Consider the following 22,985-nt stretch of genomic DNA (forward strand, 5'->3'; position numbering starts at 1 on the left):
CGACGCTTCCCAGCGGTTAGCAAACAAACAGGTCAGAACTGCGCGTCATATGCCACGGTTAATGGCTATCCTGTTCATTTCAATTTTTATATACATCCTGAACCATACAAAGATATGACATATAAATATTATTTTGTCCTTTGTTAAGGCCCGCCTGTTACAGCCCGCATTCCAGGATTTATGCCCGGGCAAAAATCCTGTTTTAAGCCACTTTCAGAACATAGCAGAAAACAGCAATTACACTCTCCTGCGAAGACAAGAATAAAGGGAGATTTTCATGTCCGGATATCACGATCCAGTGCTGCTTCATCCCTCGCGGTTATTTTCCTCGGTCGGAACCTGCGGCACCAACGCCGCTGACGATGTAAAAAGCATACAGAAAATGATGGCGCATGCCGGCTATCAGCAGGCGACCGGCCGGGTTCTTGAGATAAACGGGCGGTGCGGACAGGCGACCATTGAGGCCATTCGCTGGTATCAGCGCTTGCTGCATATGCATCCGTCGGGTCTGGTTCATCCTGTCGACGCTGCCTTTATGGAAGCCCTGAGAAACGCAGCGCCGGGCTGGCGTCCGAAACACCAGCGTGGTTCGCTGACGGTAACGGAAGGACAGATAACCTTCGATGCGGAAGGGGTTGATTATGTGACAGCCGTGCAGCCGTTCCGGCAGTACAGGACGCCTGGTTTTTCACGGATACTGCACTGGCCTCCCGTGGGTTTGTCCGGGGTTACGCTGGGGCGGGGTTATGATATGGGGAACCGCTCTGCCGGAGAAGTCTACGCCACGCTGCGGCAGGCGGAGCTGGAGGAGTATAAAGCCAGCCTTTGCGCCAGAGCGGCCGGCCTTAAGGGAAAGCGTGCAGGTGAATTTGTGAAGGTGTACGGGCCGCTGGTCGGAGAGATTACGCATCAGCAACAGATCGGGCTGTTTGAAATCGCCTATAAAACAAAGCTTATGGAGGCCCAAAGCCTGTACAGGCGTCTGACCAGAACTATGCCGGCAGCACCGGCGTGGAATGAACTGGACCCCAAAATACGTGACGTCGTTGTTGATATTTTTTATCAGGGGGTACATAAGGCGCGGGGTCTTATTCAGGCAGCGGCAAGTGGAAAGGCTGAATTAATAAAGTATATTCGCAATGACAGGGAATACATGGGCTTTGAGCAACAGCGAAATAGAATAGGATATTTAAAATGAGAACAATAGTAATTGCTGTATCAGCATGCTTATTCTTAATGAACGGAGCATCAGCAGCCTTGTATAGCGGTAGTGAACGCGAGAAATGCTTTGATGAACACCCTGACAACATACCTTTCGCATATGAATGTTTGTCCACTGAAAAGAAAGCAAGTAATACGAAAGTTGATTTATTGATAAAAGATTCAGTAAAACGAATTAAAGCTAATAACGTAGGCGACTTTAACGGCAAAGAGGATGCTGAAGAAACCTATGGGGAAGTATACAGCAGGCGTTTTCTCGATGCCCAAATAAAATGGAAGCAGTACAGGGACGAGCTGTGTCTTGCGGTGGCGACAGAGCTTAACGAGGATGCTTATGACTACCAGTCATTTATCGATCAGTGCGTGATAAACCTTAACAAACGCCATATTGAGGAAATTCATCTGCTGGACTTACCTCCCGTCGGCTAGTTCTCAAATTCAGCATAAGTCCGGGCGGGGTTTCCGCCCTCTGAGATTAGTATCTGAATAAAAAATTTACTAAAAAGACCAACTCTTCTTATCGCTCAGAGCAGGAAAATCGTCGCCAGCCCCAAGAAGATAAAAAAGCCGCCGGTATCGGTTAATGCGGTAATCATAACGCTTGAGCCCACCGCCGGATCCTTGCCCAGCCGCGTCATGAGCATCGGGATCAGCACCCCCATTAACGCCGCGACTAACAGATTGAGCACCATCGCGAGCGTCATCACGCCGCCGAGCGCCGGATCGTCATACAGCAGCCAGGTTACCGTGCCCATTACCCCGCCCCAGACGATGCCGTTTATTAAAGCCACGCCCAGCTCACGCAGCACTAAGAACGAGTAGTTGCCGGCCTGAATGTGCTGCAGCGCCAGCGCGCGAACGATCATGGTGATGGTTTGGTTACCGGTGTTGCCGCCGATACCCGCCACTATCGGCATTAACGAAGCCAGAGCCACCAGCTGTGAGATGGTATGTTCAAACATGCCGATCACGCGTGATGCGACAAAGGCGGTACACAGATTGATGGCAAGCCACGCCCAACGCGCTTTAACGGCCTTGCCTACCGGCGCGAAGACATCCTCTTCCGCGCTCAGGCCCCCCCATGCGGCGAAGATCGTTATCCGTTTCTTCGTATACGACGTCAACTATCTCATCCACGGTCACGCGGCCCATCAGCTTACCGCTGGTGTCGATAACGGCGGCGCTGACCAGGTTGTCCCTTTCAAAGGTTCTCGCAGCCGTTTCGCCGTCGTCTTCCGGCACAAAACAGGTGGGGTTATCGTCCATCACTTTCAGCACGGGGGTTTCGGGCGGATGAAGCAGAATAGTGGTCAGGCCCAGCTCGCCCAGCAGCGTTTTATTACGGGTGGTGACAAAGAGCTTGTCGGTGTTCTGCGGAACCTTGCCGCGAAGGCGCAAAAAACGCTGCACGACGGCAAGGGTGACATCCGCACGAACGGTAATCACCTCAAAGTCCATGATGGCGCCGACGCTGTGCTTGTCGTAATGCAGCACCTTACGAACCTGGGTACGCTCTTCCTGCGGAAGCGTGGACAGCAGCTGGCCCATCAGGTCACGCGGTAAATATTGCGCGAGGTAGATCTGGTCGTCTATATCGAGCGGGCGCAGCGCCTTAAGCAAGTCCTTATCGCTCATATCTTCAATCAGGTCGTCCCAGACGTTTTCCGCCGCCTCGATCAGCACGTGCCCGCGCTTGTCCTCTTTTACGAGGCTCCACAGCGCGTGGCGCTCTTCCGTAGGAAGCGCCTCGAGCACGTCCGCAAGATCCGGGGCCGGCAGCTTTTCAGCCAGCGAGGCGACCTCAGCGATATCCTGCTCCGGCGTGTGGACGTCAGGCGCAGGCAAACGCCCAAGTATGCCGCCGGCAACGGCTCTGTTGGTAAGCAGGATCTGGAGGATTCGCGCGCGGTCTTGTGCACGCTGTTTGGTGTTGTACTTCACAGTGGCTGACATCTGACGTTTATTCCCTGATAACGACGAGCTTATTTATAGCCTGAAGCCGCCCGAAAAACAAAAAACCAGCCTTAAATGGCTGGTTTATTTGCTTATTAGCTGCCCGTTCTCGCTACCGCATCCCGCGAGGCGCTTTCGCGCTCATGGCCCGTCAGCTCGCTTAGCTGCCCTTTACGCATTTCAAGCAGCCTGTCGGCGTGAATAAAGTAGTGATCGTCGTGGCTGATGGCGAAAATCGTTTTGCCCATTTGCTGCATCAGCGGCAGCAGCTCCTGGTAAAACTCACGGCGGAAATGGGGATCCTGATCCGCGGCCCACTCATCAAGCAGGATAATCTCTCTTTCTTCGGCGAGGGCAAGCAGCAGCGCCACGCGCTTACGCTGCCCTTTGGAAAGCTTCAGGTTGAGGATGGTGCCGTTGTCCAGCTCCAGCTTTTCGCTCATCTTCAGGCGTTCAAGCCAGCTCGCCACCAGCTGCGGGTTGGCCTGCTCGCCCTGCTGCCCGAGCAGACGGTCAAACAGCCAGACGTCGGTGAAAACGGCTGAAAACAGCTTGCGGTAGTCATCCAGACAGCCGGCATCGACTTGCCTGCCGTCTAAATAAATCGCTCCGGAAACCGGGTGATACAGGCCGGTGAGCAGCATGGCGAGGGTGGATTTGCCGCTGCCATTGCCGCCGATCAGGAAGATCAGCTCGCCGCGCTCTATTTTCAGATTCAGCGGGCCGACGGCAAAGGCGTTATCGCCGTATTTGAATACCACGTCGCGCATTTCGAGGGTTTGCCATTCGCCCGCTTCTTTAGCTCGCGGGAAGGCGGCTTCGTACGGCGCCAGCTCAAACTTTCTCAGTTTATTGAAGGCCACCTGGGCGCTAAGCAGCGTTGGCAAAGCCCCCACGGCGGAAAGCAAAGGCGTGCGCAGAAAAAGCAGCGTCAGGGAAAAGGTTGCCGCCACGTTGGTATCAGCCCAGCCGAGGCTGTTTGCCATCCAGAACACCAGACCAATCACGCCCAGCATCATAATGTTCGACCAGTTCACCGCGCTCAGGTGGAAAGTATCGGCGCGAATAATATGGCGACGATAATCGCTGGCGTGAGGAATATAGGTATCTTCATACACGCGCTCGGCGCGTTCGCGGTTAAGGGCTAACTCTTTGCGCCCTTCAATCACCGTCTGGTAGTCGTTGTACAAAAGATCTTCTGTCTCACGCAGCTGCGCCATGTGCTTATAAACGCGGGCCACCAGCAGGTAACCACCCAGAATGGTTATCGCCATCCAGATAGCGGTGACGCCGAGCATTTCAGGAGACAGCCAGGCAAGCCAGGCCGCCGAGCCAAACGTCAGGATAATCCCCTGCACCAGCTCCGGCAGACGAACAAACGCGATGGTAATGTTGCGCACGTCGCTGGTTAAACCCGCCAGCAGCGCGGCGCTGCCGAGCTGCTCAACGCGTTCGATATGGGTATCCATCAGGCGCTTGATAAATTCGCTGCGCAGGCGAAACACAAAATGGTGGCCAAGGGTGGTGAGAGCCAGCTGCGAGCCAAGCGTAACGGCCATCAGCAGCAGCAGCAGGCCGAGGAATTCAGGCAGCACCTGCAGTGAAACGTCCGGCGTTTCAATCAACCGCTGGTTGATAAAGGCGATAAGGCCGATGCCCAACGCCGCGCTGGCGAAGCTTAAGAGCATCACCATTAAAAAAGGCCAGCGATACTGCCGGTAAACCACTCGTAAAAGTTCCATCGCTCATTACCCGCTAACAAAAACAGCGAGCAGTTTAAACGGCTATCTAGCTACAGCAAGAATAATTCTTATTTTTATTCGCTTTTTCCGGCGCTGCGGAAGGTGAGGTTATAGCGCACATCGCCGGTGGCGGGATGATGCCCCGGCTTCAGGGGTAATATGCCGTGATAGAACAAGCGGGACGCCCCGCCCCACACCACCACGTCGCCGTGCTCCAGCATAATGCGCGCCAGCGGATCGTTACGCTTCAGGCCGCCAAACTGGAAAACCGCCGGCAAGCCGAGCGAAACGGAAACGATTGGCTGCTGCAGGTTGGGTTCGTCTTTATCCTGATGAAGGGAGAGTTTCGCCCCCGGCGCATAGCGGTTAATAAGGCACGCATCCGGATGAAAACCGCGATAGCCCGCGGCGGCCGAAGCCGCATCGGATAATTTTCGAAACGCCTGCGGCATCGAGGGCCAGGGCCTGCCCGTCAGGGGATCTTCCGTCGAGTAGAGATAGCCGTGCCGGTTGGTCGTCCAGCCTCGTTCACCGCAGTTGGTCATCGCCACCGACATGGTGTAGCCGCCGGGCGTCACCATCTGGCGAAACGGCGAACGCTGCGCCACTTCCCCGATCTGCTTAATTAATTCGTCAGCGTCGGCGCGGGCAAAGCGCCGCAAAATAACGGCGCCCTCCGCCAGCGGCTCTTGCCAGGGTGTTTCATCAGCAAAGAGATCGAGCATTATTCATTCCTCTGTTCCGCCTCTGTATTCAGAAGCTGCTGCTTACGCTCCACGCCCCAGCGGTAGCCTGAGAGCGTTCCGTCGTTGCGCACGACCCGATGACAGGGAACGATCACCGCAAGCCGGTTGGCCGCACAGGCGCTGGCGACCGCCCTGACCGCGCCGGGTCTGCCGATACGTTCGGCAACCTTCTGATAGCTCAGCGTTTCTCCCGGAGGAATCGCCCGCAGCGCCTGCCAGACCTGCTGCTGGAAGGCCGTGCCCTGAATATCGAGCGGCAGATCAAAATGCCGGGCCGGATGGTCGAGGAAGCTCACTACCCGCGCAACGCGCCCGGCAAATCCTTCATCATCAGCAACTAATTCAGCATGCGGGAACAGGCCCTCCAGCTCGGCAATCAACGCTTCCGGCGTGTCGCCCAGCAGGATGGCGCAAATTCCGCGTTCGCTTTGGGCCACCAGAAACTCGCCAAGCTGACAGGTGCCGACCACAAATCGGATCGCTACCCGCTCGCCGCCCCGGCGATACTGGCGCGCGGTCATGCCAAGCGCCGCGTCCGCCTGCTGATAAAACTGGCTGCCCGACTGATAGCCGGCATCGTATGCGGCGCGGGTAACGGCTTCGCCCTGCGCCAGCTGGTCGCGCAGTTTCTGCGTCCGCAGCGCTTTTTGCCAGGCGTTTGGCGTCAGGCCGGTTACGCTTTTAAACAGGCGGTGAAAGTGATACGGGCTCATGGCGACCTGGTCTGCAAGAGCCGCAAGCGTCAGGGGCTCAGGGCTTGCCTCAATAATGCGGCAGGCCTGAACGATACGCCCGGCGCGCTGCCGTTCAGGGGCGAGCTTATCCGGCTGGCAGCGTTTGCAGGGGCGAAACCCCGCCTCTTTCGCAGCATCCGGGCCGCTAAAAAAAAGGACGTTTTTACGCAGCGGGTGTTTTGCGCTGCAGGATGGGCGGCAGAAAATGCCCGTCGTTTTCACGGCGAAGACAAATTCTCCGTCCGCGCCGCCGTCGCGGGTTTCCACGGCCTGCCAGCGGCCGTTATCAGTGGTAATGTCATTGACGTTTTTCATGACTGGCTCCTGGTTTTGCTGTCACAGACCTACTTTGCCAGCATCGCCGTTCTGGAAAACCCACATTCTTGCTTTCTAATTTTACTCGCTCAGCAGGAAAGTTTTAAACTGCGGCGACATCCAGGTGGAAAAACCTTCGTCTTCTTTAGTAATCAGATACACCGCCAGCCCCTCTTTTTGAGCGACCTGCTTTGCTTTTTCCGTGCCAAGCACCATCAGGCCCGTATCCCAGCCGTCGGCCTCCAGCGCCGTGGGGGCGATAACCGTTGCCGAAACCAGCCGGTGTTGAACAGGCGCGCCCGATACGGGATCGATGATGTGTGAGAGCCGCTTGCCTTCAAGTTCGTAATAATTGCGGTAGCTGCCGGAGGTGCTGATGCCGTGGCCGTTCAGATCGACCACCGCCTGTACCGCATTTTCCCGGTCGGTCGGTTTTTGAATCGCCACGCGCCAGGCTTTTCCGTCCTGGTTTGTGCCGCGCGTCACCACAGCGCCGCCTACGGAAACCAGATAACGGCTAATACCATTTTGTTCCATCAGGCGCGCCAGACGATCCGCGGCATAGCCTTCGCCAACGGTAGAAAGATCGACATACAGGCCTGGAAGATCCTTTTGCAGCCACTGCCGCCCGGCTTTATTCATCACCGTCAGATGCTGCAGCCCGGTAAGGGCTTTCGCCGCGTCAATTTGCGCCTGCGTGGGCACCTTTACCGGCTGTTTGTCCGGGCCGAATCCCCATAAATTCACCAGCGGGCCAACGGTAACATCCATCGCGCCGCCGGTTTTGGCGCCGATGCGTAAGGATGTTGTCACTATATCGCTCATCGCTTCTGTTACCGGGTACGGTTCGGTGCTGCGGGACTGGTTAAAGCGGGACAGCGCGGAGTCAGATTTATAGGTGGACAGCAGACGATCGTCGTAGTCGAGCTGGGCCTGAATGCTGGCGCGCAGCTCATTCTGCCGGGCAGCGTCGATGCCGGCCAGGCTTACTCGCCAGAAGGTGCCCATGGTTTTGCCTTCCAGCACCAGCCCCGGCTTAACGGCGGCGGGCGGGTTATCGCAGCCGGCAAGCGCCAGCACAGCAACAACCAGCAGGCCGCGGCGAAGCAAATGTCGTTCCATTATGTCGTTTCTCCTCTGAAGAGGCGCAAGAGTATATCAAATGCGGCAAGAGGTGCGGAAAAGCGGGGCGCCGTTGAGGCTGCAGAGATAAAAAAAGGCGCCCGCAGGCGCCTTTCACAACGAAGGTCGGAATCAGAACTGGTAAACCAGACCAACACCTACGATATCGTCGGTACCGATGCCGGCGGCACGGGTAAAGTCGTTGTCGTCAACCAGGTTGATTTTGTAATCAACGTAGGTGGACATGTTTTTGTTGAAGTAGTAAGTCGCGCCAACATCAACATATTTCAGCAGATCCTGGTCGCCGTAGCCTTCGATATCCTTACCTTTGGACTGCAGGTAGGCCACGGATGGACGCAGGCCGAAGTCGAACTGGTACTGCGCAACCACTTCGAAGTTCTGCGCTTTATCAGCAAAGCCGTAAGCTGCGGAAGAAGAGTTGCCGCCAAAACGAGTGGCGTTATAAGACTGGGTGTACTGCGCGGCCAGGTAAACGTTGTTGGCGTCATATTTCAGACCGCCGGTGTACGCTTCAGCACGGTCGCCGTTGCCCAGGGCCGCGGTGTTGTTCTGATCCCAGGTACGTTTGGAAGAAGCCATCGCACCGCCGACGCTGAAGCCTTCGCCCAGATCGTAGGTCAGAGACAGGCCGTAACCGTCGCCATTTTGTTGCAGAACGCTACGGCCGCCAAAGTCTTCACCGCTGGTGCTGCCGTTTTTGCCCTGGTACTGGGCGGCGAAGTTCAGGCCGTCAACCAGACCGAAGAAGTCGGTGTTACGGTAGGTTGCCACGCCGTTTGCACGGCTGAACAGGAAGTTGTCAGCGCCGTAGGTGTCGCCGCCGAACTCAGGCAGAACGTCGGTCCATGCTGCAACGTCGTAGATGATGCCGTAGTTACGACCGTAGTCGAAGGAACCTGCGTCACCCACGCGAACACCCGCGAACGCCACACGAGTCCACGCGTTGTTTTCGCTTTCAGCGGTGTTGCCGTTGATCTGGTATTCCCACTGGCCGTAACCGGTCACCTGGTCGTTTACCTGCGTTTCGCCTTTGAAGCCCAGACGCATGTAGGTCTGATCGCCATCCGCGCTCTTATCGTCAGAGAAGTAGTGCAGACCATCAACTTTGCCGTACAGATCTAATTTGTTGCCGTCTTTATTATAAATTTCGGCTGCATGAGCGGTGCCTGCTACCAGCAATGCTGGAACCAGGAGGGACAGTACTTTAACTTTCATGTTATTAACCCTCTGTTATATGCCTTTTTATATGCCACTGCTTACTGATTACCCTCTAATCAGTCGGCGAACTCATTGTCCAAAACAAATCCAGAATAATCCAACATCATTATGATACTAAAACTATATAGATGTTTCATTTGTCCAGATAGATGTTTCAAAATGTATATTTGAGGGAACTTTTTTTCGCACAAATAGCTAAAAATATAAGCACCTATAATCAAAAATAATATTATTTATAGTTAAATCATCAAGTTACAAAGACACAATCATGTAGCACTGATTGCCAAAATGGTTTCTGTTTTTAGCTATAAAATATATCTCGCTATCATCATTAACTTTATTTATTACCGTCATTCAGTTCTGAATGTCTGTTTACCCCCTATTGATACCGGATGCGTGCATCCGGTTTTTTTTACTCTTCTTTACGTTACTTGAATATTTTTGTGCTACACCGCACAAAAAGATAACGATTATTAAGTAAACGCTTCCGCCTGTCGCCGCTAAGTTCCTGTTAGCGGAGAATTTTCGCGCATATTTATTTCCCCAGGTTAATAGTTTCAAACGTAATAATTGTACGAGTGCGTCTGCGGTGTACAAAAATAACGCCGCGTAGCCATCTTCGGTATGCCTTCTTTGCTTCTTATTTCGGCTAATTATCAACGGCCTGGCAATGTCATGATTTACCCTTATACTGCTTGTGAATATAAGAGAGTCGATGACGGCAGCCTCTGATACAGGTATCCTTAGGCCGGGTGCGTTTGATGCATCGATAACAGCTACGGCGCCTGCATGCGTAGGTAGCGTGGTAATTTTTCCTGAGTGGCGAATGTTCGCCGGGTTACGCGCTTATAATGAGTCAGTCAGACGGCATGATCCCTAACAAATTTTCCCTTATTCCCAGCAATATCACGCGCTTCTTTCTTCTGCTGATCGTCGTGCTGTTGGTCGCTATGGGTGTGATGGTACAAAGCGCCGTTAACGCCTGGCTAAAAGATAAAAGCTATCAGATAGTCGATATCACCCATGCGCTGCATAAACGCGTCGATACCTACCGTTACGCCACCTGGCAAATCTACGACAACGTTGCCGCCGCGCCTGCGTCTGCCAGCGATGGCTTACAGGAAACGCGCCTGCGCCAGGACGTCTACTATCTTGAAAAGCCGCGCCGCAAAACCGAAGCGCTGATTTTTGGCTCCCACGATAGCTCCACGCTTGAGATGACCCAGCGCATCTCCACCTATCTGGATACGCTCTGGGGCGCGGAAAGCAGCCCGTGGTCGATGTACTATCTCAACGGTCAGGACAACAGCATGATCCTGGTTTCAACCCTGCCCTTAAAAGATCTCTCTTCCGGCTTTAAAGAAACCGGCGTGGGAACCATCGTTGATTCCCGCCGCGCGGAGATGCTGCAGCAGGCGAACGCGCTGGATGAACGCGAAAGCTTCTCTCCGCTACGGCGCCTGGTGTGGCAAAACGGCTACTACTTTACGCTGCGGACCACCTTTAATCAGCCGGGGCATCTGGCCACGGTCGTCGCGTTTGACCTGCCGATTAACGATCTTATCCCGCCCACCATGGCGCTGGATAGCTTCCAGCTTGAGCCGGACGACAGCCTGAACGCCGCGCAGCCCGGCAAGGAAGATCCGGACAGCGTCACCATTAACTTTAATAGCGCGCGCATTGAAATCACCTCGCCGTTAGGCAGTACGCATCTGCGCCTGGTGTGGCAGGTGCCTTTCGGCACGCTGCTGATGGATACGCTACAAAATATTCTGCTGCCGCTGCTGCTTAACATCGGGCTGCTGGCGCTGGCACTGTTCGGTTATACGACGTTCCGCCAGCAGGCTCCGCGCTCGACGGAGACGCCGGGCGGCAACGGCGAGCTGCAGGTGCTGCGCGCGCTAAACGAAGAGATCGTCGCCCTGCTGCCGCTGGGCCTGCTGGTGCACGATCTCGACGCCAACAGGACGGTTATCAGCAACAAGATTGCCGACCACCTGCTTCCCCATCTGAACCTGCAGAATATTATTGCGATGGCCGATCAGCACCAGGGCGTGATTCAGGCCACCATTAATAACGAGCTCTACGAGATTCGCCAGTTCCGCAGCCAGATTGCGCCGCGCACGCAGATTTTCGTTATTCGCGATCAGGATCGCGAGATTCTGGTAAATAAAAAGCTCAAGCAGGCGCAGCGCCTGTACGAGAAAAACCAGCAGGGCCGCGTGGCGTTTATGCAGCACATCGGCGAGGCATTGCAGCTGCCGGTGAAAAAACTCGCGGAGCGCGCGGCCGCGTTCAATACCCCTGAACATAAGCAGCTGGCGAACGAGGCCCCAGACCATTATCCGGCTCGTCGATGAAATTCAGCTGCTGAATATGCTCGAGGCCGATAGCTGGAAAACCACCGTCACGCCGTTTACCATTCAGGGTCTGATAGACGAGGTGGCGCTGGAAATGCTGCCGATTATCAAGCGTAAGGGGCTGCAGCTGCTTATCAACAACCAGCTGCCGGCCGATGAGGAACGTCACGGCGATCGCGAGGCGCTGCGTAAAATACTGCAGCTGCTGCTGCACTATTCCGTCACCACCACGCAGATCGGTAAGATAACCCTTGAGATAAGCGAAGAGGAGTCGTCGCCGGATCGCCTCCTGTTCCGCGTGCTGGACACCGGCGAAGGCATCAGTAATGAAGAAATAGACAATCTTCACTTCCCGTTCCTCAACGAAACCAGCGAGGACCGTTATGGCAAGGCTTATGGCCTGACGTTCTATCTTTGCGATCGTCTTTCGCGCAAGCTCGGCGGGCATTTGAATATCAAAACCCGTCCCGATATCGGCACACGCTACAATCTGCATATCAAAATGGACGTGGAGCCGCAGCCGGAAGCGCAGGATGAAAAACTGCTCGATGAAGTGGTGGCGATGCTGGATATTACTTCTAACGAGGTTCGTAACATCGTCACCCGCCAGCTTGAAAACTGGGGGGCGAACTGCATCACCCCGGACGAACGGCTGGTTAGTCAAGAATTTGATATCTTCCTGACCGATAATCCGTCTAATCTTACAGCTTCAGGCTTGCTTTTAAGCGATGATGAGGACGGGATGCGCAAGCTTGGCGCGGGGCAGTTCCGCGTTAACTTTAATATCAGCAATGCCATGCAGGATGCTGTCCTTCAGCTGATAGAAGAGCAGCTGGCGCAGGGGGAGATGTCCGAGTCACCGCAGGGCGGCGACGAAAACGCGCAGCTTCACGCCAGCGGCTATTACTCGCTCTTTGCCGACACGGTACCGGAAGATGTAAGGAGATTGTATACTGAATCGGCGATCAGCGATTTTGCTGCGCTGGCACAGACGGCACACCGTTTAAAAGGGGTGTTTGCCATGCTCAATCTGGTACCCGGCAAGCAGTTATGTGAAACGTTAGAGCATCACATTCGTGAAAGTGATGCTGCCAACATACAAAAATACACCAGCGATATTGACGCTTACGTCAAGAGTTTGCTGTAGCAAGGTAGCCTATTACATGAACAGTATGAACGTAATTATTGCCGACGACCATCCGATTGTTCTGTTCGGCATTCGTAAGTCCCTTGAGCAGATCGAGTGGGTGAATGTTGTCGGTGAGTTTGAAGATTCCACAGCGCTTATCAATAATCTTCCTAAATTAGACGCACACGTGCTGATTACCGATCTCTCGATGCCGGGAGATAAATACGGTGACGGCATTACGCTGATTAAATACATCAAACGCCATTTTCCCAACATTTCCATCATCGTGCTGACGATGAACAATAACCCGGCCATTCTGAGCGCGGTGCTGGATCTGGATATCGAAGGGATTGTGCTTAAACAAGGTGCGCCGACGGACCTGCCTAAGGCGCTGGCCGCGCTGCAAAAGGGCAAGAAATTCACCCCGGAAAGCGTTTCACGCCTGCTGGAAAAAATCAGCGCCGGCGGTTACGGCGACAAGCGCCTGTCGCCAAAAGAGAGCGAAGTGCTGCGCCTGTTTGCGGAAGGTTTCCTGGTAACGGAAATCGCCCGCAAGCTTAACCGCAGCATCAAAACTATCAGCAGCCAGAAGAAATCAGCCATGATGAAACTGGGCGTTGAGAACGATATCGCTTTGCTGAACTACCTTTCTTCCGTGAGCCTGTCTCCGGCTGACAAAGAGTAAGCTGTCTGCCCTCACCTCCTGGTGGAGATGAGGGCGCCTTTCCCCGTTACTTCCTCGCGTTTCTGACCCGCGCCGCATAAACCGCCAGCGTTTGCTTAATCACGTCCAGAGTAACCGGTTTCGACAGGCAGCTATCCATGCCGGATTCGATACAGCGCTGTTTCTCCTCCGCCAGCGCGTTGGCCGTGACCCCAATAACCGGCAAGGTTAGCCCCAGCTGTCGAATGCGCTGCGTCAGGCGATAGCCGTCCATATTCGGCATATTCACGTCGCTGAGCACAATATCAATATGATTTTTACTCAGGACGTTAAGCGCATCGACGCCGTCATTGGCCGTTTTGCACTGGTAGCCCAGCGATCCCAGCTGATCGGCCAGCAGGCGACGGTTAATAGGATGATCGTCAACCACGAGGATCATCATGTCGTCATTCTGCTCGCAGGCTTCCTGCGGCGAAGGCAGCACCGGCGTGCTGCCCGGCACCTCAACGTCAATGCTGTAAATACGGCCCAGCAGATTCAGCAGGTCATGGGGCGCGGCCACGCTGTGCGTCCAGCAGCCAGGGGAAGTCTCCAGCGGAATGCCGATATGACGACGGCAGAAGACTATCGCCGCTCGCCCTTTCCACGGCGTTTCCAGCGTGTCGTCCGTTATCAACACGTCGTCGCCGTCCGGCTCTTCGCCATAGTAAGGCTGGGTGCGGATATTGTTTTTATTAAGCAGGGATTCCAGGTAGTCGCTCAGCGAAGCGTTACGCACCGCAAGCCAGCAGCGCTTGCCCGCCAGGCCGTCGACCTGGGCCAGGGGCGCGGGCTGCACCGAATAGAGAGGAATGCGGATGGTAAACTGGCTGCCCATCCCGGACTCGGTGTCGATGGAAATATCCCCGTCCATCATGCCTATCAGCTTTTCGCAGATCGCAAGGCCAAGGCCGGTGCCCTGGAAGTTGCGCTGCACGCCGGTGCCGACCTGGAAGAACGGGTCGAATAGCCGCGTCACCTCTTTGGCCGGAATGCCCACGCCGGTATCGCGCACCCGGAAGCTGAGATAGTCGCCGTTAATCGACACGTGCAAAATAATGCAGCCCACATCGGTAAACTTGATGGCGTTGCTCAACAGGTTGGAAATTACCTGCTGCAAACGCATAGGATCGCCCTGCAGCGTCAGCGGGACATCCGGCTCGATAAAGCAGTAAAGGCCGAGCTGTTTACGCACCACCAGCGGCAGGTAGTTCGCCGTGATATGGCTCATCACCTCTCGCGGCGAGAATTCGCGCGGCTCGATCTTCAGCTGTTCAGATTCTATCTTCGAAAAATCGAGGATATCGCTGATGATTTTCAGCAGCAGGCTCGACGAGTTGTTCATCGCCGTCACCAGGCGGTCGACCCCTTTCGGCAGGGCTTTGGTCTGCAGCAGGTCGAGGTTGCCGATTATCCCGTACAGCGGCGTACGAAGCTCATGGCTGACGGTCGCAAGGAACATGGATTTCGACTGGCTGGCCTGCTCGGAGGCCTGCGCCATCTCCTGCAGCGACTCTTCCATCTTCACGCGCGCGCTGACGTCGACCAGCACGCAAATCGCCACGTTCTCATTACGGTAGCGGGAGTGAACAAAGCTAATCTGCAGGTTGGTATGGTTGCTGGTCACCACGTCGACGAAGTTCACCTGCTGCCCGCAAATGATTTGCGTAAGCCGCTGCCGATCTTCGTGGGTAAGCATATTCAGGTAGTTATGCGCCAGTTCGTTACTCAGGATATTGGTGCCGTCCTGCGTTCGCAGAATGCAGATGCCCACCGGCGCCGAGGCAACGATTTTGCGGTTGAACTGTTCATGCTCTTCAAGGCGCTGGGCGTCGTTTTCCGCCGGAATAAATATTCTTCGCTCGTACATGCGCGCAAGGGTAAAGAGCACGATGCCCACCAGCACGTTCAGCAGCACCGCGTTCAGAATCAGCATGCGGATACGCTCAAGCACCATGTCGACCGGCACCGAGTAGATAACGCTCAGTGACGACGGCGGCAGGTTTTTCTTCAGCACCAGCTCCTTAAAGCCGGATGTGTAGCCAAACCATGAACGCTCCTGCATCCAGCGGGCGTCGGGCTCTATTTTGGTTTCCGGGCCGGTGAGCGAAATCAGCGGATGGCTGTTTTCATCCAGAATGGTGACGCCGACCGGCAGGGTGCCGGGCGTCAGGAAGTTTTCCATACGCACGGTCTGCTCTACGCCAAGCAGCGCCTGCAGGCGGTTCGCCAGATAAACGGGGGTGAGCGTGTAGAAATAACCGATGCCGGGGCGCGGCCCCTGGCCTATCCAGTAAATGCTGTTGCTGCGCTCGTCCTGCGGCGCATTGCGGTATTTAAGAATGCGTTCATGCAGGGTTTTCAGCGCTTTTTCCCGCTCCAGCGGCATTTCGCGCAGGCCAAAATCCGCCATACACAAATTGTCACCGCCAATCAGGAAGACGCGGTTAAGGTCATAGGCCGCAGAGAAATTATCGCGCCAGTAGCGCAGGAACCAGGAAAGCGACTGCAGCGAACTGCGCCAGGAGGCGCCCACCGCCGAGCAGTCCGAGTCCGGGAACAAAGGCATGAAGTTAGGGGTTTCAACTTTACTGTCGTCTCGTTCAATCGCCGGCAGCACGCCGTTGGTGGCGCTCAGCCGATTTTCCGCAATGTACTTCAGCTCTTTGACCACGTCGGAGGTACGCTGAATGTAGCGCTGCGCCTGCTCAAAGCTGATATTGAATTCCTGCCGGATATCCGACTCTTTTTCATGCAGCGCATTAACGATATAGAACACCGAAAAAAGCGCTATCAGCAGCCATAGCAGCAGCGCCAGCGCCCGAAAAAGATAGCGGGAAATTTTTAATGTGGTGCGAAAAGAGACGAGATATTTCAAATTAAGCCTGGTCGCAGGAAAACAAATCGTTGGATGCCGATAAGGTAGCCGCAAAAGGCAGACCTCGCAACGGCAAAGAAAAGGCGTATCGCTTTATCTCCGGCAGCGATGGGGATGACGGCGGCCTGCGTGGAGGACGCCGGCCATCGGTCATAACCATCAGAACTTTTCGATAACCCTGAAGTGCATCAGCACCAGCGTCATATCCGGTGAGAACAGATCGTAGGCTTCAAAAAAGCGCTTATGCTCGTTGCGCCAGTAGGCCAGCGTGCGATCGCCCTCACCTTCCGCGCGGGCATGCTCTTCGTTCACCTGCTCGAAAGTGCTCATCTCCACCGTGGTCAGTTCAATCGCGCAGACGGGCTCATTCCTGCCGTCCACCACCACAAAAATATCGCCGGGTTGCGGAATGCCCTCGCCGTCCAGGTTGGAGCAGGTGGCCGTTTTTACGCCATCAAGCACCAGCTTAGCCAGCTCATCCGCCTGAGGGCCGGTGTCGCCGAACGCCCAGCGCTCGGCATTTTCATACTTTTCAGGGATAGCCATTGGTTTACCTCTTTAATTAAGCCGTGAATACAAAACGCCCGATGCGGTGCATCAGGCGTTTTAAGGGTTGAAGCCTCAACCAGGCGACGTCGTTGCAGACGCTAAACGCAGCTTATTCGTCCGCGTCGTCCGCTACTTCATCGTCGCTTTCCGCTTCCGGCGCGATCTCGTCGTCGCCTTCCGCTACCGTGCCGTCGATGGCATCCAGCTCTTCTTCATCTACCGGCTCAGCAACGCGCTGCAGGCCGACGACGTTTTCATCTTCCGCGGTACGGATGAGGATAACGCCCTGGGTGTTACGGCCAACCACGCTCACCTCGGAGACACGGGTACGAACCAGCGTGCCCGCATCGGTGATCATCATGATCTGGTCGGTATCTTCCACCTGCACCGCGCCAACGACGCTGCCGTTACGCTCGGTCACTTTGATGGAGATAACGCCCTGGGTCGCACGCGACTTGGTTGGGTACTCTTCAGCGGCGGTACGTTTACCGTAGCCATTCTGCGTAACGGTGAGGATTGAACCTTCGCCACGTGGAATGATCAGGGAAACCACCTTGTCGTCGCCCGCAAGCTTAATACCGCGAACGCCCGTTGCGGTACGGCCCATGGTACGAACGGCGTCCTCTTTAAAGCGCACCACTTTACCTGCGGCCGAGAACAGCATGGCTTCGTTGCTGCCGTCGGTCAGATCGACGCCGATCAGCTCGTCGCCCTCGTTGAGGTTAACGGCGATGATGCCGGCGGAACGCGGACGGCTAAAGTCGGTTAACGCGGTTTTCTTCACGGTACCGCTCGCGGTGGCCCATGAACACGTTAATGCCTTCAGCGTATTCGCGTACCGGCAGGATGGCGGTGATACGTTCGTCCGCTTCCAGCGGCAGAAGGTTAACTATCGGACGCCCGCGGGCGCCGCGGCTCGCTTCCGGCAGCTGGTAGACCTTCATCCAGTATAGACGGCCGCGGCTGGAGAACAGCAGGATCGTGTCGTGGGTGTTGGCGACCAGCAGACGGTCGATAAAGTCTTCTTCTTTAATACGCGCGGCGGATTTACCTTTACCGCCGCGACGTTGCGCCTCGTAATCGGTCAGCGGCTGATATTTCACATAGCCCTGGTGAGACAGGGTGACCACCACGTCTTCCTGGTTGATCAGATCTTCAATGTTGATATCGGCGGTGTTAGCCGTGATTTCGGTACGACGGTTGTCGCCGAACTGGTCGCGCATGGCTTCCAGCTCTTCGCGGATGACTTCCATCAGGCGCTCGGCGCTGCCGAGAATATGCAGCAGCTCGGCGATCTGCTCCAGCAGCTCTTTGTACTCGTCGAGCAGTTTCTCATGCTCAAGGCCGGTCAGTTTCTGCAGGCGCAGATCCAAAATAGCCTGGGCCTGCTGTTCGGTCAGATAGTACTGGCCGTCACGAATACCGAATTCCGGCTCCAGCCACTCAGGGCGCGCGGCGTCGCCGCCGGCACGTTCCAGCATGGCCGAGACGTTGCCCAGCTCCCAGGAACGGGCAACCAGGCCGGCTTTCGCTTCCGCAGGCGTCGGCGCGCGACGGATAAGCTCGATGATCGGATCGATGTTCGCCAGCGCAACGGCCAGCGCTTCGAGGATATGGGCGCGGTCGCGGGCCTTACGCAGTTCGAAAATAGTACGGCGCGTCACCACTTCACGGCGGTGACGCACGAACGCAGAAAGAATGTCTTTCAGGTTCATGATCTTCGGCTGGCCATGGTGCAGCGCAACCATGTTGATGCCGAAAGAGGTCTGCAGCTGGGTCTGGGAATAGAGGTTGTTCAGCACAACTTCGCCCACCGCATCGCGTTTGATTTCGATAACGATGCGCATCCCGTCTTTATCAGACTCGTCGCGCAGGGCGCTAATGCCCTCGACGCGTTTTTCCTTCACCAGCTCGGCGATTTTTTCGATCAGGCGCGCTTTGTTAACCTGGTAGGGGATTTCGTGAACGATGATCGTTTCACGGCCCGTTTTGGCATCGGCTTCCACTTCGGCGCGCGCGCGAATATAAATTTTGCCGCGCCCGGTGCGGTAGGCTTCTTCAATACCGCGGCGGCCGTTGATGATGGCGGCCGTTGGGAAGTCCGGCCCCGGGATGTGTTCCATCAGCCCTTCTACGCTGATGTTTTCATCTTCGATATAGGCCAGGCAGCCGTTGATCACTTCGGTGATGTTATGCGGCGGAATGTTCGTCGCCATACCTACCGCGATACCGGAAGAACCGTTAACCAGCAGGTTCGGGATCTTGGTCGGCATAACATCTGGAATTTTCTCGGTGCCGTCGTAGTTATCGACGAAATCCACCGTGTCTTTTTCCAGGTCGGCCATCAGTTCGTGGGCGATTTTCGACATACGGATTTCCGTATAACGCATCGCTGCGGCGGAGTCGCCGTCTACGGAACCGAAGTTACCCTGGCCGTCGACCAGCATATAACGTAAGGAGAATGGCTGCGCCATACGTACGATCGTGTCATAAACGGCGGTATCACCATGAGGGTGGTATTTACCGATTACGTCACCAACGACACGGGCGGATTTTTTGTATGCTTTGTTCCAGTCATTGCCCAATACGTTCATGGCGTATAATACGCGACGGTGTACCGGCTTGAGTCCATCGCGGACATCTGGCAGTGCGCGGCCGACAATAACCGACATCGCATAATCCAGATACGAGCTCTTGAGCTCTTCCTCAATGTTGACCGGTGTAATTTCTCTGGCAAGGTCGCTCATGTAACCGCTATCCCTCTACTGTGTCCCGGATTCAAAGGTCGCAAATTATAACACAACGGGCGCGCGGTGGGGAAACGTGAACACGTTTGCACAGCGCTTTATTCGCTGCCGCAGGCTGATATACTTCCCGGTCTTCACCAGCAAGGAGTGTGAGTCCCTATGAATGCCGAAAACCAACCGGTAACCCAGAACGTCGACCATGAAGAAATCGCCAAATTCGAAGCCGTTGCGTCACGCTGGTGGGATTTAGAAGGCGAATTTAAGCCGCTGCACCGTATTAACCCGCTGCGCCTTGGCTATATCAATCAACGCTCGGGCGGCCTGTTCGGGAAAAAGGTGCTTGATGTCGGCTGCGGCGGAGGCATTCTCGCTGAAAGTATGGCCCGCGAAGGGGCAAACGTCACCGGGCTGGATATGGGCTTCGAGCCGCTGCAGGTCGCACGCCTGCACGCGTTAGAAAGCGGCATTCAGGTGGATTACGTGCAGGAGACGGTGGAGCAGCATGCTGATAAGCACGCCGGCCTTTATGACGTGGTCACCTGCATGGAAATGCTTGAGCACGTCCCCGACCCGCAGTCCGTAGTGAAGGCCTGCGCGAAACTCGTGAAGCCGGGCGGGCACGTCTTCTTCTCCACGCTTAACCGCAACGGTAAATCCTGGCTGATGGCCGTGGTCGGCGCCGAATACATCCTGCGCATGGTGCCAAAAGGCACGCACGATATTAAAAAATTCATCAAGCCCGCCGAGCTTCTGGCATGGGTAGATGGAACGCAGCTGCGCGAGCGTCATATGATCGGGCTGCACTTTAATCCCCTGACCAATAAATTCAGCCTCGGCCCGGGCGTTGATGTTAACTATATGTTGCATACGCAGGGCTGATTAACCCCTTCGTCATAGGTTAACGCTATGGATTTTGCGCAGCCTCAGGCTGCGCGCTTATCCATTAAGTTTAAGAAATCAGCACTCGATCAAAAATATCATTTTTTTTGCATCCCATTGACAATTGTCACAGGCCTTACGTGACGTGGACTTAGCGAAATCCAGCCTGTCACAACCTCAAATTCTTGCCGAAATCAATACTTGTTCTCAACGGATTAGTTACTAGAATACTCACCATATAGCGTTCAATTATTCCCAAACCCCCTACATATAGTATTTATCCACAAAGTTAGCCACAAGCGGGCCGCTGTGGATAAACGGGGGGATATTTCTTTTCACGGACAGGTATAACTCACATGAATCAGAGTCTGCTGGTTACAAAACGTGACGGTCGCACCGAGCGTATTAATCTGGATAAAATCCATCGTGTTCTCGATTGGGCCGCAGAAGGGCTGAACAACGTCTCCGTTTCGCAGGTCGAGCTGCGCTCCCATATCCAGTTTTATGACGGCATCAAGACCTCTGATATTCATGAGACCATCATCAAGGCCGCCGCCGATTTAATCTCCCGTGAAGCGCCCGACTACCAGTACCTCGCCGCACGCCTGGCCATCTTCCACCTGCGTAAAAAGGCCTACGGCCAGTTCGAACCGCCTAAGCTGTACGATCACGTGGTGAAAATGACCGAGCTTGGCAAATACGATCAACATCTGCTGGAAGACTACACGGAAGAAGAGTTCAAGCAAATGGACGATTTTATCGACCACGAGCGCGATATGAGCTTCTCCTACGCGGCGGTTAAGCAGCTGGAAGGCAAGTACCTGGTTCAGAACCGCGTAACGGGCGAAATCTATGAAAGCGCGCAGTTCCTTTATATTCTGGTCGCCGCCTGCCTGTTCTCCGGCTACCCGCGTGAGACGCGCCTGAGCTACGTGAAGCGCTTCTACGATGCGGTTTCCACCTTTAAGATTTCCCTGCCGACGCCGATCATGTCCGGCGTGCGCACCCCGACTCGCCAGTTCAGCTCCTGCGTGCTTATCGAGTGCGGCGACAGCCTGGACTCCATCAACGCCACCTCCAGCGCGATTGTGAAATACGTTTCCCAGCGCGCCGGCATCGGCATCAACGCCGGCCGCATCCGCGCGCTGGGCAGCCCGATTCGCGGCGGCGAAGCCTTCCATACCGGCTGTATCCCGTTCTACAAACACTTCCAGACCGCGGTAAAATCCTGCTCGCAGGGCGGCGTTCGCGGCGGCGCGGCCACGCTGTTTTACCCGATGTGGCACCTGGAAGTTGAAAGCCTGCTGGTGCTAAAAAACAACCGCGGCGTCGAAGGCAACCGCGTGCGCCACATGGACTACGGCGTGCAGATCAACAAGCTGATGTACACCCGCCTGCTAAAAGGCGAAGACATCACCCTGTTCAGCCCGTCTGACGTGCCGGGACTCTACGACGCGTTCTTCGCCGACCAGGATGAGTTTGAACGCCTGTACACCCGATACGAAAAAGACGACAGCATCCGCAAACAGCGCATCAAAGCGGCCGAGCTGTTCTCTTTGATGATGCAAGAGCGCGCCTCCACCGGCCGTATCTACATTCAGAACGTTGACCACTGCAACACCCACAGCCCGTTTGATGCGGCGGTCGCTCCGGTGCGTCAGTCCAACCTGTGCCTGGAAATCGCGCTGCCGACCAAACCGCTAGACGATGTAAACGACGAAAACGGCGAAATCGCGCTGTGCACGCTGTCCGCTTTCAACCTGGGCGCAATCAAGAGCCTGGACGAACTCGAAGAGCTGGCGATTCTGGCCGTGCGCGCTCTGGACGCGCTGCTGGACTACCAGGACTACCCAATCATCGCGGCACAACGCGGCGCGATGGGCCGTCGCACCCTAGGCATCGGCGTCATTAACTTTGCTTACTACCTGGCGAAGCACGGCGTGCGCTACTCCGACGGCAGCGCAAACAACCTGACGCACAAAACCTTCGAAGCCATTCAGTACTACCTGCTGAAGGCGTCCAACGAGCTGGCGAAAGAGCAAGGCGCCTGCCCGTGGTTCAATGAAACCACCTACGCCAAAGGCATTTTGCCGATCGACACCTACAAGAAAGACCTGGATGCGATCAGCAACGAGCCGCTGCACCTCGACTGGGAAGGGCTGCGTGAGTCCATTAAAACCCACGGCCTGCGCAACTCCACGCTGTCCGCGCTGATGCCGTCTGAAACCTCATCGCAGATTTCAAACGCCACTAACGGTATTGAGCCACCGCGCGGCCACATCAGCATTAAAGCTTCGAAAGACGGCATCCTGCGCCAGGTCGTGCCGGACTACGAAGAGCTGAAAAACAGCTATGAGCTGCTGTGGGATCTGCCGAACAACGACGGCTACCTGCAGCTGGTGGGTCTGATGCAGAAATTTATCGACCAGTCGATTTCTGCCAACACCAACTACGACCCGTCACGCTTCCCGTCAGGAAAAGTGCCGATGCAGCAGCTGCTCAAAGACCTGCTCACCGCCTATAAATTCGGCGTGAAAACGCTGTACTATCAGAACACCCGCGACGGTGCGGAAGATGCGCAAGACGACCTGGCACCTTCCATCCAGGACGATGGCTGCGAAAGCGGCGCATGTAAAATCTAACGCCGTTTTTCACCGCGCTGCGGCGG

Annotated in this window: 12 protein-coding genes and 3 pseudogenes; 6 read left to right on the top strand and 9 right to left on the bottom strand. The window is 55.4% G+C overall.

What is annotated here, in order from left to right; genetic code table 11:
* Positions 1-277 precede the first annotated feature (277 nt).
* Together WLO32_RS14070 and WLO32_RS14075 are read left to right on the top strand one after the other, a co-directional pair.
* Positions 278-1,198, top strand: a complete 921-nt coding sequence (locus tag WLO32_RS14070; RefSeq protein ID WP_435945673.1) for a peptidoglycan-binding protein — start codon at positions 278-280, stop codon at positions 1,196-1,198.
* Positions 1,195-1,650, top strand: coding sequence for a lysozyme inhibitor LprI family protein (locus WLO32_RS14075; protein ID WP_435945674.1), 456 nt, complete (start codon positions 1,195-1,197; stop codon positions 1,648-1,650). Before WLO32_RS14070 ends, WLO32_RS14075 begins: the two co-directional genes overlap by 4 nt.
* Before the next feature lie 95 nt (positions 1,651-1,745).
* Here the strand turns inward: WLO32_RS14075 and mgtE are convergent.
* From mgtE to WLO32_RS14105, 6 genes and pseudogenes are all read right to left on the bottom strand, one after another.
* Positions 1,746-3,174: pseudogene (gene mgtE, locus WLO32_RS14080) on the bottom strand (magnesium transporter).
* A gap of 95 nt (positions 3,175-3,269) precedes the next feature.
* Positions 3,270-4,916 (bottom strand): multidrug ABC transporter permease/ATP-binding protein, encoded by a 1,647-nt coding sequence (locus WLO32_RS14085; protein WP_435945675.1) that lies wholly within the window; start codon positions 4,914-4,916, stop codon positions 3,270-3,272.
* Between the two features lie 74 nt (positions 4,917-4,990).
* On the bottom strand, positions 4,991-5,641 hold the full coding sequence (gene alkB, locus WLO32_RS14090) for a DNA oxidative demethylase AlkB (RefSeq protein WP_435945676.1): 651 nt from the start codon (positions 5,639-5,641) through the stop codon (positions 4,991-4,993).
* Positions 5,641-6,711: a bifunctional DNA-binding transcriptional regulator/O6-methylguanine-DNA methyltransferase Ada gene (ada, locus tag WLO32_RS14095; protein WP_435945677.1), complete on the bottom strand. Its 1,071-nt coding sequence runs from the start codon at positions 6,709-6,711 to the stop codon at positions 5,641-5,643. The genes alkB and ada overlap by 1 nt, the downstream gene beginning before the upstream one ends.
* A gap of 81 nt (positions 6,712-6,792) precedes the next feature.
* Positions 6,793-7,833, bottom strand: a complete 1,041-nt coding sequence (gene apbE, locus WLO32_RS14100; protein WP_435945678.1) for an FAD:protein FMN transferase ApbE — start codon at positions 7,831-7,833, stop codon at positions 6,793-6,795.
* 132 nt (positions 7,834-7,965) lie between these two features.
* Positions 7,966-9,069, bottom strand: coding sequence for a porin OmpC (locus WLO32_RS14105; protein WP_435945679.1), 1,104 nt, complete (start codon positions 9,067-9,069; stop codon positions 7,966-7,968).
* Positions 9,070-9,941: 872 nt separating this feature from the next.
* On the opposite strand from WLO32_RS14105, the pseudogene rcsD reads away from it, so the two are divergent.
* Positions 9,942-12,579, top strand: a pseudogene (gene rcsD / locus WLO32_RS14110) (phosphotransferase RcsD).
* Between the two features lie 16 nt (positions 12,580-12,595).
* Complete coding sequence (gene rcsB, locus WLO32_RS14115) at positions 12,596-13,246, top strand: response regulator transcription factor RcsB (protein ID WP_121268599.1); 651 nt, start codon at positions 12,596-12,598, stop codon at positions 13,244-13,246.
* 46 nt (positions 13,247-13,292) lie between these two features.
* Here the strand turns inward: rcsB and rcsC are convergent, their stop codons facing one another.
* The 3 genes and pseudogenes from rcsC to gyrA all read right to left on the bottom strand — a co-directional run bounded on the left by rcsC (position 13,293) and on the right by gyrA (position 19,438).
* The gene (gene rcsC / locus WLO32_RS14120; protein ID WP_435945680.1) at positions 13,293-16,142 is read right to left on the bottom strand and encodes a two-component system sensor histidine kinase RcsC; all 2,850 of its coding nucleotides are present in this window, start codon (positions 16,140-16,142) and stop codon (positions 13,293-13,295) included.
* Between the two features lie 159 nt (positions 16,143-16,301).
* Positions 16,302-16,688, bottom strand: a complete 387-nt coding sequence (locus WLO32_RS14125) for an ASCH domain-containing protein (protein ID WP_435945681.1) — start codon at positions 16,686-16,688, stop codon at positions 16,302-16,304.
* 112 nt (positions 16,689-16,800) lie between these two features.
* Positions 16,801-19,438, bottom strand: a pseudogene (gene gyrA / locus WLO32_RS14130) (DNA topoisomerase (ATP-hydrolyzing) subunit A).
* A 159-nt stretch (positions 19,439-19,597) separates the two neighbouring features.
* Between gyrA and ubiG the strand changes: the two are divergent.
* Both ubiG and nrdA read left to right on the top strand, forming a co-directional pair.
* Positions 19,598-20,317: a bifunctional 2-polyprenyl-6-hydroxyphenol methylase/3-demethylubiquinol 3-O-methyltransferase UbiG gene (gene ubiG / locus WLO32_RS14135; RefSeq protein ID WP_435945682.1), complete on the top strand. Its 720-nt coding sequence runs from the start codon at positions 19,598-19,600 to the stop codon at positions 20,315-20,317.
* A gap of 356 nt (positions 20,318-20,673) precedes the next feature.
* A complete protein-coding gene (nrdA, locus tag WLO32_RS14140; protein WP_435945683.1) occupies positions 20,674-22,959 on the top strand; it encodes a class 1a ribonucleoside-diphosphate reductase subunit alpha in 2,286 nt (761 codons plus the stop codon).
* Positions 22,960-22,985 lie beyond the last annotated feature (26 nt).

The organism is Dryocola mayonis (assembly GCF_051307045.1).
Lineage (GTDB): Bacteria > Pseudomonadota > Gammaproteobacteria > Enterobacterales > Enterobacteriaceae > Dryocola.

Excerpts from the sequence above, each read along its gene's own strand:
- WLO32_RS14070 (WP_435945673.1), top strand. The coding sequence starts at position 278 with ATGTCCGGATATCACGATCCAGTGCTGCTTCATCCCTCGCGGTTATTT.
- WLO32_RS14075 (WP_435945674.1), top strand. The coding sequence starts at position 1,195 with ATGAGAACAATAGTAATTGCTGTATCAGCATGCTTATTCTTAATGAAC.
- WLO32_RS14085 (WP_435945675.1), bottom strand. The coding sequence starts at position 4,916 with ATGGAACTTTTACGAGTGGTTTACCGGCAGTATCGCTGGCCTTTTTTA.
- alkB (WP_435945676.1), bottom strand. The coding sequence starts at position 5,641 with ATGCTCGATCTCTTTGCTGATGAAACACCCTGGCAAGAGCCGCTGGCG.
- ada (WP_435945677.1), bottom strand. The coding sequence starts at position 6,711 with ATGAAAAACGTCAATGACATTACCACTGATAACGGCCGCTGGCAGGCC.
- apbE (WP_435945678.1), bottom strand. The coding sequence starts at position 7,833 with ATGGAACGACATTTGCTTCGCCGCGGCCTGCTGGTTGTTGCTGTGCTG.
- WLO32_RS14105 (WP_435945679.1), bottom strand. The coding sequence starts at position 9,069 with ATGAAAGTTAAAGTACTGTCCCTCCTGGTTCCAGCATTGCTGGTAGCA.
- rcsB (WP_121268599.1), top strand. The coding sequence starts at position 12,596 with ATGAACAGTATGAACGTAATTATTGCCGACGACCATCCGATTGTTCTG.
- WLO32_RS14125 (WP_435945681.1), bottom strand. The coding sequence starts at position 16,688 with ATGGCTATCCCTGAAAAGTATGAAAATGCCGAGCGCTGGGCGTTCGGC.
- ubiG (WP_435945682.1), top strand. The coding sequence starts at position 19,598 with ATGAATGCCGAAAACCAACCGGTAACCCAGAACGTCGACCATGAAGAA.
- nrdA (WP_435945683.1), top strand. The coding sequence starts at position 20,674 with ATGAATCAGAGTCTGCTGGTTACAAAACGTGACGGTCGCACCGAGCGT.